Annotated in this window: 10 protein-coding genes; all 10 read right to left on the bottom strand. The window is 34.7% G+C overall.

Annotated features, from left to right (window positions below):
* Positions 1–32 precede the first annotated feature (32 nt).
* The gene (gene carB / locus D9V42_RS08860; protein ID WP_107531320.1) at positions 33–3,206 is read right to left on the bottom strand and encodes a carbamoyl-phosphate synthase large subunit; all 3,174 of its coding nucleotides are present in this window, start codon (positions 3,204–3,206) and stop codon (positions 33–35) included.
* Positions 3,199–4,299, bottom strand: coding sequence for a carbamoyl phosphate synthase small subunit (locus tag D9V42_RS08855; protein WP_122064498.1), 1,101 nt, complete (start codon positions 4,297–4,299; stop codon positions 3,199–3,201). The genes carB and D9V42_RS08855 overlap by 8 nt, the downstream gene beginning before the upstream one ends.
* On the bottom strand, positions 4,299–5,573 hold the full coding sequence (locus D9V42_RS08850; RefSeq protein ID WP_122064496.1) for a dihydroorotase: 1,275 nt from the start codon (positions 5,571–5,573) through the stop codon (positions 4,299–4,301). Before D9V42_RS08850 ends, D9V42_RS08855 begins: the two co-directional genes overlap by 1 nt.
* On the bottom strand, positions 5,570–6,472 hold the full coding sequence (locus D9V42_RS08845; RefSeq protein WP_119613796.1) for an aspartate carbamoyltransferase catalytic subunit: 903 nt from the start codon (positions 6,470–6,472) through the stop codon (positions 5,570–5,572). Before D9V42_RS08845 ends, D9V42_RS08850 begins: the two co-directional genes overlap by 4 nt.
* Positions 6,473–6,503: 31 nt before the next feature.
* Positions 6,504–7,808 (bottom strand): uracil-xanthine permease family protein, encoded by a 1,305-nt coding sequence (locus tag D9V42_RS08840; protein ID WP_107555844.1) that lies wholly within the window; start codon positions 7,806–7,808, stop codon positions 6,504–6,506.
* A gap of 278 nt (positions 7,809–8,086) precedes the next feature.
* On the bottom strand, positions 8,087–8,614 hold the full coding sequence (gene pyrR, locus D9V42_RS08835) for a bifunctional pyr operon transcriptional regulator/uracil phosphoribosyltransferase PyrR (protein WP_122064494.1): 528 nt from the start codon (positions 8,612–8,614) through the stop codon (positions 8,087–8,089).
* 601 nt (positions 8,615–9,215) lie between these two features.
* Positions 9,216–10,133, bottom strand: a complete 918-nt coding sequence (locus D9V42_RS08830; RefSeq protein ID WP_107555842.1) for an RluA family pseudouridine synthase — start codon at positions 10,131–10,133, stop codon at positions 9,216–9,218.
* Positions 10,134–10,145: 12 nt separating this feature from the next.
* Positions 10,146–10,622 (bottom strand): signal peptidase II, encoded by a 477-nt coding sequence (gene lspA / locus D9V42_RS08825; protein ID WP_122064492.1) that lies wholly within the window; start codon positions 10,620–10,622, stop codon positions 10,146–10,148.
* 211 nt (positions 10,623–10,833) lie between these two features.
* Positions 10,834–11,628, bottom strand: a complete 795-nt coding sequence (locus D9V42_RS08820; protein WP_122064490.1) for a VOC family protein — start codon at positions 11,626–11,628, stop codon at positions 10,834–10,836.
* A 246-nt stretch (positions 11,629–11,874) separates the two neighbouring features.
* Positions 11,875–14,625 (bottom strand): isoleucine--tRNA ligase, encoded by a 2,751-nt coding sequence (ileS, locus tag D9V42_RS08815; protein ID WP_122064488.1) that lies wholly within the window; start codon positions 14,623–14,625, stop codon positions 11,875–11,877.
* Positions 14,626–14,635: the final 10 nt, after the last annotated feature.

The following is a 14,635-nucleotide window of genomic DNA, read 5'->3' as shown; positions in this document are numbered from 1 at the left end:
ACTATTTTACCTTAGATTATTTTAATGCTGTATTACATGTTTTTCATTGTGAAAGTCATACTTTCAAGGACACTTGTTAGTGCGTCTACTGTATCTAACGATGTTAGACAAGGTACACCATTTTCAACAGATGCACGTCTGATTTGGAAGCCATCACGTTCAACTTCTTTTCCTTTTGTCATTGTATTAACGACGATTTGAACTTCACCATTTTGAATGCGAGTTAATAGATCATCTTCGCCACCAATTTTGCCAACGACTTCTGAAGGAATTTGATTTTCAGCTAATTTCTGTGCAGTACCTTCTGTCGCTAAAATTTTATAGCCGACTTCATTTAAGCGATGTGCGATAGATACAATTTCATCTTTATCTTTATCACTTACTGTCATTAACACTGTCCCGTGGTCACTGACTTCCATACCACTGGCAGTTAATCCTTTGTAAAGCGCCTTTTCCATTGTAGAATCTTTCCCCATAACTTCACCCGTTGATTTCATTTCAGGTCCAAGCGTAATATCTACGTTTTTCAATTTATTAAAACTGAAGACCGGTGCTTTGACAAACACGCCATTTGCGTAAGGTTGGATTCCAGCTTCATAACCTAAATTGACAAGTTTTTCTCCCATAATGGAACGCATTGCCAATTGTGCCATTTGAATATCAGTAATCTTACTTAAGAATGGCACCGTACGACTAGCACGTGGATTTACTTCTAAAACATATACACCATCGTGTGCGATAACAAATTGAATATTAATTAATCCGACTATATTTAAACCTTTTGCCAATTTAATAGTAAAGTCTTCTAGCGTATCCATTTCCTCTTGAGTTAATGTTTGTGGTGGGTAAACCGCAATAGAGTCACCTGAGTGAACGCCTGCTCTTTCGATATGCTCCATGATACCTGGAATAATTACAGTCTCTCCATCACATATAGCATCAACTTCAATTTCTTTACCTGTTAAGTATCTATCTACTAATACAGGATGATCTGGGCTAGCTTTAACAGCTTGATTCATGTAGTCTTCTAATTCTGCATCACTATTAACAATCTCCATCGCGCGCCCACCTAATACATAAGATGGTCTTACAACGACTGGATAACCAATGTTCCTTGCATTTTCTAGTGCTTCTTGAGGTGATGTAGCCGTCTTACCATTTGGTTGTGGCACCCCAATTTTATGCAATAACGCTTCAAACTCTTTACGATCTTCTGCTCTATTTAAATCTTCTAATGATGTTCCTAGAATTTGAACGTCATGTTTTGCTAGTTTATCAGCTAAGTTAATCGCTGTTTGACCACCAAATTGAACGACTACCCCTTTAGGTTGTTCTAAATCGATAATATTCATGACATCTTCTTCAGTTAGTGGTTCAAAGTATAATTTATCTGATATTGAAAAGTCAGTTGATACAGTTTCTGGATTATTGTTTACAATAATTGCTTCATAGCCAGCTTGTTGAATCGCCCATACAGCGTGCACCGTTGCATAATCAAATTCAACACCTTGACCAATACGTATTGGACCTGATCCTAGCACTAGAATTTTCTCTTTTTCTGTAACGATAGATTCATTTTCGTATTCGTATGTTCCATAATAATAAGGTGTAGCTGACTCAAATTCTGCAGCGCATGTATCTACCATTTTATATACTGGTGTAATACCGTTTGCTACTCTTAAATCGTGAACTTCAGTTTCTGTCATGTCGAAACGATGCGCAATGACACGGTCGCTAAAGCCATAATTTTTAGCAAATTTCAGGTAATTTATATCACCTTTATTAGCCTTTAAATCATGCTCTATATTAATAATATGTTGGAATTTGTTTAAGAAGAAATAATCTATTTTTGTCATTTCATGAATTTCTTCTAATGTCGTACCTCTGCGGATTGCTTCTCCTATAAAGAATAGACGTTCATCATCTTGGTCTTTGATACGTGATTTAATATAATCTAAATCGAACGTTTCACCATTTGGTAAGCCTAAATGATGTACACCATATTCTAAAGAACGAATCGCTTTAAGTAAGGACTCTTCATATGTTCTTCCGATTGCCATTACTTCTCCTGTTGCTTTCATTTGTGTACCTAGAACACGTTCACCTTTTTCAAATTTATCAAATGGGAAACGTGGAATCTTAGAAATCACGTAGTCTAATGTGGGCTCAAAGGCAGCGTATGACGTTTCAGTAATCGGATTCAACATTTCATCCAACGTCAATCCTACTGCAATTTTGGCAGCTAATTTGGCAATTGGATAACCTGTTGCTTTGGACGCCAACGCAGATGAACGAGATACACGAGGATTCACCTCGATGATATAGTAATCCATAGAATATGGATCCAGTGCAAGTTGTACATTACAACCACCTTCAATACCTAATGCACGTATCACTTTTAATGATACATCACGTAACATTTGATATTCCACATCTGACAACGTTTGACTAGGTGCTACTACGATTGAGTCACCTGTATGTATACCCACAGGGTCAATATTTTCCATATTACAGACAACGATAGCATTGTCATTTTTATCACGCATCACTTCATATTCAATTTCTTTATAGCCCGCGATTGATTTTTCAATTAAACACTGTGTGGCCGGACTATAATGTAAACCATTACCTACGATTTCTTTAAATTCTTCATCGTTATAACAAATGCCACCGCCTGTACCGCCCATTGTAAATGCCGGTCTGACGATTAACGGATAACCAACTTCTTCTTTAAAAGCAAATGCTTGTTCAACTGTATTGACGATATCACTTTCAGGAACCGGTACATTTAGTTCATTCATCAATGTTCTAAATAATTCTCTATCTTCAGCTTGTTGAATCGACTGCAATTCTGTACCTAATAGCTGTACATTATTAGCTTCTAGCTCTCCACTATCATGTAATTGGATTGCCATATTTAATCCTGTTTGACCACCTAATGTAGGTAGGAGTGCATCTGGTTGCTCTTTACGGATAATACGTGCAATAAAATCATGCGTTAATGGTTCAATATACACTTTATCGGCAATTTCAGTATCCGTCATGATTGTAGCGGGATTTGAGTTAACTAATATTACACGATAGCCCTCTTCTTTTAATGCCAAACATGCTTGAGTACCTGCATAATCGAACTCTGCAGCTTGACCGATGATAATTGGTCCTGATCCTATAACTAAAATCGTTTCTATATCTTGACGTTTAGGCATTGATTGTACACTCCTTTGATTTATATTCGTTCATCATATCGATAAATTCATCAAATAAATAATTAGAATCTGATGGTCCCGGACATGCTTCAGGGTGATATTGTACTGAAAAGGCTGGTAATGATTTATGTTTCAAGCCTTCAACTGTGCCATCATTAATAGCAATATGTGTAATTTCTAAATCTGTATTTATTAAAGAATCTTTATCAATTGCATAACCGTGATTTTGACTCGTTAAAGCAATTTTTCCAGTTTTTAAGTCTTTGACTGGATGATTAGCGCCTCTATGACCAAACTTCATTTTGAAAGAAGTCGCGCCTTGAGCTAGTGCAAATAATTGGTGTCCTAGACAAATACCGAAAAATGGAACCTGGCCTAAGATGCCTTGAATCATTTCCACTGCTGTTTCAACCGCTTCAGGGTCACCAGGTCCATTAGATAACATCACACCATCAGGTGACATTCTAATAATTTCTTCTGCAGTGGTGTCATATGGCACTACGGTTACATTACAACCACGTGCATTAAGTTCTCTTACAATATTTTGTTTTTTACCAAAATCAACTAAGACAACACTTAAGCCATAGCCAGTAGATACATAAGGAGATTTTGTAGATACAGTTGTCACTTCATTACGTGGTAATTCTTTTGTTTTTAATTGCGTAACTATTTGCTCAATATCGGCTTTATTATCTGTAAACGCAGCTTTTAGCACGCCGTGTTTTCTAATTTTTCTTGTAATACTTCGTGTATCGACGCCCGAAATGCCTGGTATATCATACTCTACAAGTACTTCGTCAAATGTTTTTTGTTTTCTAAAATTACTTGGTTGGCTGCTGACTTCTTTTACTACAACACCGTTTAAAGTAGGAACTAGTGATTCAAAATCATCTCTATTTATACCGTAATTCCCTATTAAAGGGTAAGTAAATGTAATAATTTGACCGGTATACGAAGGATCTGAAATCGTTTCTTGATAACCTGTCATTGCCGTATTAAAGACAATTTCACCTAGTGTTAAATTATCGGAGCCTATTGCGTATCCTTCATAGTATGAACCATCTTCTAAAACAAGATAACGTTGCTTTAACATTATTTTTCCTCCTTAAATTTAACTTCACCTTCAACCATTGTTAATACTGGTGTTCCATAAACGTTATACCCTATAAATGGCGTGTTACGTCCTTTAGACGCAAAGTCATCTGCGTTGATTTCAGTTTCTTTGTCTAAATTGATAACTGCTAAATCAGCTAAGCCACCTTCTTCTAATTTTCCGTATGGTAAATCAAATGTCTGGGCTGGTTTAATTGTTAAATAATCAACTAATTGTTGTAATGTCCACTTACCATTTTTAACAAAGTGTGTATAAAGTAATGGGAATGCTGTTTCACTACCTACGATACCAAATGGTGCTTTAGTCATTGGTTGATCCTTTTCCTCAGCTGCGTGTGGAGCATGATCTGTTGCGATACAATCAATCGTTCCATCTAGTAAACCTTCAAGCAATGCGTCTCTATCCTCTTTACTTCTTAAAGGAGGATTCATTTTATAAATCGCATCATCTCCTGGAACATCGTCTTCAGTCAATAATAAGTGATGTGGGGTAACTTCAGCAGTTACATGTATGCCTGCTTTTTTAGCATCGCGTATCGCTCTAACACTTTCTTTAGTAGATACATGACAAACGTGATAATGTGCGCCTGCTGCTTCTGCTAATAACACATCTCTGGCTATTTGTACTGCTTCGCAAATATTTGGAATACCTGGTATACCTAAAGATTTGCTACGTTCTCCTTCGTGCATGGCACCACCATAAATCAAGCTGTTATCTTCACAATGTGCTACGACAGCTTTATTAACTTTTGCAGCTTCTTGCATAGCTTCGTACATCATATTTGCTTGCTGCACCCCTACACCATCATCGGTAAAAGCAAATGCACCATTTTGTGCAAGCGTAGAGAAATCAACATGTTCCTTACCTGCTTGTCTCACTGTTATAGCAGCATATGGCAAGACTCTAACCTGCGCATTATCTGCTATCAATTGATTTAAATGATTAAGATTTTCTTCAGAATCTGGTACTGGACGTGTATTTGGCATAGGACAAACTGTAGTGAAACCACCTCTAGCTGCTGCCTTTGTTCCTGTCTCAATCGTTTCTTTATGTTCTCCACCCGGCTCACGTAAATGAACATGAACATCGACTAATCCTGGTGAAACAAATTGTCCTTTGAGGTCGATTTCTTCTGTGTCTGCATCAACATCTATTTGAGGTGCGATTTTCTTAATATATTTCCCATCTATTAAGATTGATACCTTTGTTAGTTCACCGTCTTGTAATATTTGCGCATTTGTTAATAATTTCATTTTGCTGTTGCCCCTTCCATTTGTAAGATATAGTCAATAATTGCCATGCGGATATACATACCATTTTCCATTTGTTTAAAAATACGAGACTTAGGTGCTTCTACAAGCGTATCTTCTATTTCTACGCCTCGATTGACCGGAGCTGGATGCATAATAATCGCTCGATCATTTAGCTTGTTATATCGTTGTTGTGTAAGTCCAAACTGTTCATGGTATTGCGTTGTTTCAAAACTAGCTATTTCACTATCGCCATGTCTCTCGTGTTGTACCCTAAGTAGCATCACGATGTCTATTGAATCAATCACTTCATCTATTTCTACATACGGTGCTTCTAATGTTTCATCTTTCCATGACTCTGGACTTGAAAACATTACATTGGCACCTAAAGCACTTAGACTTTGAAAGTTACTTTTGGCTACACGTGAATTTTTAATATCTCCACAAATTAAAATATTTAAGTTCTCAAATGTTTTGTATTCTTCGTAGATTGTCATAATATCTAATAAACTTTGAGTGGGATGTTGTCCACTTCCGTCACCAGCGTTGATAATTGGGATGTTTAACTTTTCTAACTCATCATAATAATTTGTTTGTGGATGTCGAATTACTAACACATCTGCACCTACTTGTTCTAATGTCTTACAAGTATCATATAGCGATTCACCTTTTTGAACAGAAGATGTATCTGTTTCAAAATCAATTAATTTTAACCCTAATTTTTGTTCGGCTACTAAAAAACTACTTTTCGTGCGTGTGGAATTTTCAAAGAATAAATTTGCTACGAATTTATCATCAAAACAACATGGTTTCACGTCACCATTTTTAAAAGCGCTCGCGCGTTGTATCAATTCATAAATTTCAGTCGTATTTAAGTGTTCCATTGTTAGTAAATTATCCATATTTTTCAGCTCCTTATTATGACAATTTTAATTAATCTACTGGTGTTTCTTTCGGTAAAATCAAATTCAGTGTTATGCCTGCTAAAGCAGCTAATGCCATGCCTTCAATTTCTAAATTAATACCTAGTCCGTTTAAATTAAATACAAGGTTCCCTATTCCTATGACTAAAATGACAGAAGCAATAACCAAATTTCTGTTACTCGCGAAATCCACTTCACTTTCGACTAGCATCCTCAATCCACTAGCGGCGATAATACCAAAGAGTAAAATGGATACTCCACCCATCACTGGCGTTGGTATGGATGAAACCAGTGCGGTGAATTTCCCGACAAATCCTAAAATAATTGCAATTGTTGCAGCGCCACCAATAACATATACACTATATATTTTAGTTATTGCTAGTACACCAATATTTTCCCCATAAGTTGTACTTGGGGGGCCACCAATGATGCTCGCAAACATCGTTGATACACCATCACCGATGATGGACTTATCTAAACCTGGATCTTTAAAAAAGTTGCGGCCTACTATTTTGTTAATTACCATTTGATGTCCAATATGTTCACTAACAGTCACAAACACAATGGGGATTAATACCAATACTAACCCTAAGTGAAATGAAGGTGTGTAATCTTTAAATGGTATGTATACTTCTGGAAATTGTAACCATTTGGCCTCAGCGATGGGCGCAAAGTTTACTAATCCCATAGCAATTGAAACAATATAGCCAGTTACTATGCCGATGAGTACCGGAATTAAAGATAAGAAACCTTTAAAGTAACCTTGCACTATAATCGTTACCAGTAATGTAATCATTGCTACTGCTAAATAACTTAAGTTATAACCTTTCATATCTCCCGAGTTCTCAAACATTGCCATATTGACAGCGGTTGGTGCTAAACTTAAGCCGATAACCATAATAACCGGACCAACAACTACTGGGGGTAATAAGTTCATTAACCAATTTGTCCCACTGATTTTAATTGCTATACCAATCAGAACATACATGACACCACTCATAAAAAGTGCCACAAGCATGTCGCCTAAGCTATGTGAATTTAACCCTGTAATGATTGGCGTTATAAAGGCAAAGCTTGATCCAAGATAAGCAGGTATTTTTGCTTTAGTAATTAAGATATATAACAATGTCCCGATGCCTGATGCTAAAAGTGCCGATGATATGGGTAATCCAGTTAAAAATGGCACAAGTACTGTGGAGCCAAACATTGCAAATAAATGTTGCGTACTCAAGAATGCCCATTGTCCAATTTTAGGTCTATCACCTACATCTAATACTGGTTTGACTGTTCGTTCAAACATTGTTTCATTTTCCATGTTTATGCTTCCTCTCATAAAAAAATCTCTTTACATTGAATTCATGTAAAGAGACTAAAAAGTATATATTATCTGTTTTGATTATAGAAAACTAAGCGTTATTCGTAAGTTAAAACGATAGCTCAATATAATATAATCAAGATAATATGAAGAGGTGTTTGTTTTAAGCACGTAGCTTATTTTTCTAAAAGTCTATAAAAATCCCGTTCAAACAGTCATTTTTTATAGTGACTTTTACCTCTTCCCTTTTTCAGTCTCTCGTACTGAATTAAAAGGTGCTATTCAATTACAACTGCATTTCTATCATCTATTTCTTGGAGAAATACTGATACATCTTCTTCTTTTGCTGTAGGAATATTTTTTCCTACGAAGTCTGCGCGAATCGGTAATTCTCTATGACCTCTGTCTACTAAAGTAGCTAAGCCAATTTTTTGGGGCCTCGCGTACTGTAGAACAGCGTCTAATGAAGCACGCACTGTTCGCCCTGTGTATAAAACATCATCGATTATAACAACAACTTGATTTGTGATATTTACATCTATTTCATACGCTTTATCATCAACTTGATTTATTGTTTGCTCTAAATCATCTCTGAATTGCGTAATATCTATGGTTCCAGTTGGTACAGCTACCTCTTCTATTTGTTCGATCTTTTGTTGTATACGTCTCGCTAAAAATGCACCACGTGTCTTAATGCCTAATAAGATTAAATTATCAGTACCTTTGTTATATTCTAAAATTTCATGTGCAATACGTGTGACTGTTCTTTGTATTGCTGCCTCATCCATAATAACGCGTTCTGACATTTTAAACACCTGCCTTAAATTAAGTGATGATATAAAGAAAACCTCATGTCTTTATTAGACATGAGGTTTAGTTAAAAAGTCTACAAACTTCAAGAGACATCACTCAATAACACGAGATGCTTTCTCTTCCATAGTTAAAAATGATACTATGGCTACTATTGCGTTAAGAAACGATAACTACAACAGTGTTTCTTCATACTTATGAACAAACAGTAAGTTTATAATCTTTTTTATTAAATACATGTCTTCGGAGCCTCTCTGGACTCTCAATTAAAGACGTTCGCTCTTTATTAAACTGTCATCATAATACCATGAATCATATTACCTTGCAAGTCGGTAAACATGAAAATAACAAGTATCCTATAGTAATTGTTACTTCAATTCATCATAAAAGAACAATAAAATTCTTAAGACATAGACTTCATATTCAATATAAAAAACTAATATTTATGATGGTATGCTCACTTCAAAATAGAGACTTCATAGTGGACACTTAAAAATGTAAACTTCAATAGACAAAGAAAAGGTCAATTTCTATATAATCTCAATAGAAATTGACCTTTATTCTTTAGTCGGAGATATTTATATCAAAAGCTTATAATTACTTTTCGCTTCTGCGTAATTCAGTTAATAATTGTTCAAAATCATCTGGTAATGCGGCTGATTTTTCAATATTTTCATGTGTCATTGGATGTTCAAATCCTATTACACCAGCATGTAATGCTTGGCCACCTATATCCATCGTTTTTTTCGGTCCATATTTTGGATCACCAACTAACGGGAAACCAATATATTTCATATGCACACGAATTTGGTGTGTACGGCCGGTTTCTAGAATACACTCGATTAAAGTATATTTATCAAAATGCTCTAATACATTAAAATGTGTAATCGCATCTTTACCATCATCTACAACATCCATAGACTGACGATCGTTCTTATTTCTGCCAATTGGTGCATCAATTGTGCCATAATCATGTGGAATATTACCATGAACCAATGCGACATATTTACGAGTAACTGACTTATTAACTAATTGGTCTACTAAACTACGGTGTGCTATATCATTTTTAGCAACCATTAATAATCCTGATGTATCTTTATCAATACGGTGTACAATACCTGGACGAATTTCACCATTAATTCCTGATAAATTCTTCATTTGATACATCAGACCATTAACTAAAGTACCTGTGTAATGACCTGCTGATGGGTGAACTACCATTCCTTTAGGTTTATATACTATAGCTACATCATCATCTTCATAAAAAATATCTAAATTTAAATTTTCTGGTTGAATATCCGCTTCTACAATTTCTTTTTCAGTCACAACTATATGGTCATTTAACTTTGTCTTGTAGTTAGACTTAATAACTTTATCATTAACTTTTACAAGATTCTCTTTTATCCAATCTTGGATTTGAGTGCGTGACCAATCTGAATTATATTCAGGTAATAACTTATCAATACGTTGACCTGTATCGTTCTGGTCTTCTATCTTAAACTCATGTATTTCCATACGATATCTCTCCTATTCTTCTTTCTTCATATCTGTTAACAAAGCGATTACTATTAACAACACGCCTATGGTCAAACTAGAATCTGCTACATTAAATATCGGGAAATTGTAACCAAAAATATTTGTATCAACAAAATCTACAACTTCTCCATGTAACACACGATCAATAAAATTACCTAATGCTCCTGCAAATAATAAACTAATAGCTACTTGCATTAATAAATGCTGTTTCGCTTCTTTAATGTAAAAAATAATTAATACAACAAGAATTATAATTGTAATAATATAGAAAAAACTCATTTTCCCACTCAATATACCCCAAGCTGCACCATTATTTCGGTGAGAAGTTATATTTAAAAAATTAGGAATTACGTTAAAAGAATCTCCAACTCTCATAGAACTGGCAATAATAAATTTTGTGATTTGATCTAATAATAATATAACGATTGTTATGAATAAAGAAATACTAATGTAGTACTGACGTTTCATGTCTGTACCTCCTATTCTGCGCTCAGTCGCTTTTACAACATCTTTCATTATATCCTAATCAAACTTATAAAAAAAGTTACAGTTTGATTATATATATAAAACTTAATAATTCATAATCAACCATTGATTTAATGCTATATTTTTACATAACATTGATTTAATAAATTTTCTAGTATCATAGTAAAATAGTTTTGTCTTTACTCCACATTAATTACATTACTTTATAAAAATTAAAACGAAACAGTATACCATCTGGTCCTGTAATATGCTTGTGAGTCGTCTCAGGATAGTGATAATCTACACACGCCAACCCATAAGTTTTATGGTTTTCAATACGCTTAATTCGAGAAAACCAATTATTAACTACTATATGTTGGTGATAACCATTAGAAGATAAATACAATGCTGTGTTTGTTTCTAAGGAAGAGGCTTCTAAACCAAAGAAATTTTTATAATACGAAATCACACGCTTTAACTCTATCGTTTTAAGATTAACATATCCAATTATAGTTTCATCAGGAATGCCTTGCCATTTTTCATTTGAAACATAAGTTAATAAATTAGGAACATTGATTGGTTGTGTTTCTAAAACAACCTTGTCATCTTCAAATACCCAATCTTCAATGGGATGATCTACATAAAATTCTAAGCCATTGCCTTCAGGATCCTCTAGAAATAATGACGTTGTAATATCATGCTCTCCACCATTTATAGGTAATTCATACTCACTCAATTGAACGAGCAAATCCGCCAAATCTCTTTTCGATGGTAATCTAATTGCTAAATGAAATAATCCGGCTTCCGAAGTTAATGGTTCTCTACCATAATTGATTTGCTTTAAGGTTAGAAAATGATTTGAATTACCAATTTCATAATGGACAATCGAATATGATTCATTGACTACATTAAGCCCTAAGATATGTTCATAAAATTGTTTCATAGCTTCTTTATCTCTTACATTTAATGTTATGCCATTTACAAAATGTGCACTTTGGTTATGAAACATAAAAAACACCCTTCTAAAATCAAGTTTTACTTAAGTTCTTCTAAATTAGTTTGTCCTGTTCTATTATCAATGTACGCCATCAAAAATAAAGGAAAGGAATCGGAAATATTGAGCGGTAATGACTTTATTTTTTATAACACAAGTTTTAGTATCATACCACTCTAGCAAAGATGAGGCTAAGACATTTAATTATGCCCCAGCCTCATCCAAATCAATATATTCAATTAATAACAACTAGTGTCTCAATTATACTAGTGTTTTGACAACTTCTTGACAACGTGGACACAAGTTATTTAGTTCACCTACAGAACCTAATGATTCACTGTAATTCCAGCAACGCTCACATTTTTCACCATGTGCATGCTCAATGCGAATATCTCCATATTGATATGGTATGCCATCTTCTACATGATCGACTACTTCTGCTTGAGAAGTAATAAATAATTGTTGTAAATCAGCAAATTGTTGTAAGAATGATGTCGCGTCAAAGTTATCATTGCTTCCAATCACAACTTTAGCTTCTAATGATTTACCAATTACTTTTTCGTTACGTGCAACTTCTAATGCACGGTTAACATCATCACGTAATTTCATAAATGTATTCCATCTATCTACAAATTCACGGTCTACTTCAACACGTTCTGGCATATTCGTTAGGTGTACACTTTCTTCCTCAACATGAGGAATATGCGACCAAACCTCTTCAGATGTATGCACTAAGATAGGCGCTAATAATTTCGTCATATCAACTACGATTTGATATAAAACTGTTTGCATACTACGACGTTTATGAGAATCACGTTCTTCAATATAAAGAATATCTTTACCATAATCTAAGTAGAAGTTACTAAGTTCTACATTAATAAAGTTTTGAACTTCTTGGAAGATATCTAAATAGTCATAGTTATCATAGTGGTCTAACGTATTCGCAGTAAACTCACGTAATCTGTTCAATAAATATTTATCCACTTCTAATAAATTAGCTTCAGCGATTGCATCTGTAGCAGGATTATAATCATTTACGTTACCTAACATAAACCTTAAAGTATTTCTAATTTTTCTGTAAACGTCAGAAGTTTGTTTTAAGATTTCGTCTGAAATACGTACGTCTGCTAGATAATCCACACTACTTACCCATAGACGTGCAATATCTGCACCTTTTTGTTTAACAATTTGATCTGGCACAATCACATTGCCTAATGATTTACTCATTTTCTTACCTTCTCCATCCATTACAAAACCATGTGATAATAACATTTTATATGGAGATTGGCCTCTAGTAGCCACGGAAGTCGTAATTGATGAGTTGAACCAACCACGATATTGGTCACTACCTTCAAGATATAAATCAGCTGGATATGATAATTCCGGACGTGCCTCTAGCACACCACGGTGTGATGAACCTGAGTCAAACCAAACATCCATGATATCAGTTTCTTTTGTAAATACACCATTAGGGCTACCTGGATGTGTGAAGCCTTCAGGAAGTAAGTCTTTCGCATCACGCTCAAACCAGATGTTTGAACCATTTGCTTCAAATAAATCAGCCACATGATTAACTGTTTCTGATGTCATGATAATATCACCATTTTCAGCATAAAATACTGGTAATGGTACTCCCCATACACGTTGACGTGAAATTACCCATTCGCCACGGTCACGAATCATGTTATAGATACGTGTTTTACCCCAGTCAACTTTGAATTGTGTCTCATCGATAGCACCTAAAATATCTTGACGTACTTTATCTATAGATGCAAACCATTGTGGTGTCGCTCTAAAGATAACTGGTTTTTTCGTACGCCAGTCATGAGGATAACTATGTGTAATAAATTCTAAATGTAGTAATGCACCATTTTCTTTTAGTAGATCTGTGATTTCTTTGTTCGCTTTATCATAAAACATGCCTTCAAATTGACCAGCTTCATCAGTGAATACACCTTTATCATCTACTGGGCTAATCACAGGTAAATTATATTTTTGACCAACAATATAGTCATCTTCACCATGTCCAGGTGCAGTGTGTACACATCCAGTACCCGCATCAGTAGTGACATGTAAACCGTTAATTACTAATGACTCACGCTCAAAGAATGGATGTTGTGCTTCAACATATTCTAAATCTTTACCTTTAAATTCTTTTTCTAATACTAAAGTATCTTCGTCCCATCCTAAGGCTTCCACAACATCACTCGCTAAATCTTTACCAATGATGTATTTTTGACCATTTACATTGTATTGACCGTAAGTTAAATCAGGATGCACCGTAATCGCCACATTTGATGGCAATGTCCATGGTGTTGTAGTCCAGATAATAAATTTTGCATCTGGATCGACAATACCTTTACCATCTTTAACATCAAATGCTACATAAATAGATGGTGAACGTTTATCTTGATATTCAATTTCCGCTTCTGCTAATGAAGATTCACTTGATGGTGACCAATATACTGGTTTTTTACCTTTATAGATTAAACCTTTATCTGCCATTTCTCCAAATAAACGAATTTGAGCTGCTTCATATTCTGGTTTTAAAGTAATATAAGGGTCATTGAAATCGCCTTTAATACCTAAACGCTTGAAATCTTTTTTCTGATTTTCAATTTGTTCTAATGCAAATGCTTCACATTTTTTTCTGAATTCTGCTACTGACAATTCTTTGCGTTTAACACCTTTTTTAGTTAACGCTTGTTCGATTGGCAAACCATGTGTATCCCAACCTGGCACGTATGGTGCATAGTACCCACGCATTGATTTATAACGTGTGATGATATCTTTTAAAATTTTGTTTAACGCATGTCCCATGTGTAAGTTTCCATTCGCATATGGCGGGCCATCATGTAGAATGTATGATGGATTTCCTTCGTTTTTATCTAATACTTTTTGATAGATGTTTTTTTCATCCCATTCTTCTTGTATCTTAGGCTCTTTATTTGGCAAACCGCCACGCATTGGGAAATCTGTTTTTGGCATTAATAATGTGTCTTTATAGTCCATTTCTATACAC

This window comes from Staphylococcus pseudoxylosus, from assembly GCF_003697915.1.
In the GTDB taxonomy this organism is placed as follows: Bacteria; Bacillota; Bacilli; order Staphylococcales; family Staphylococcaceae; genus Staphylococcus; species Staphylococcus pseudoxylosus.
This window is presented reverse-complemented; position numbering and strand designations above follow the sequence as displayed.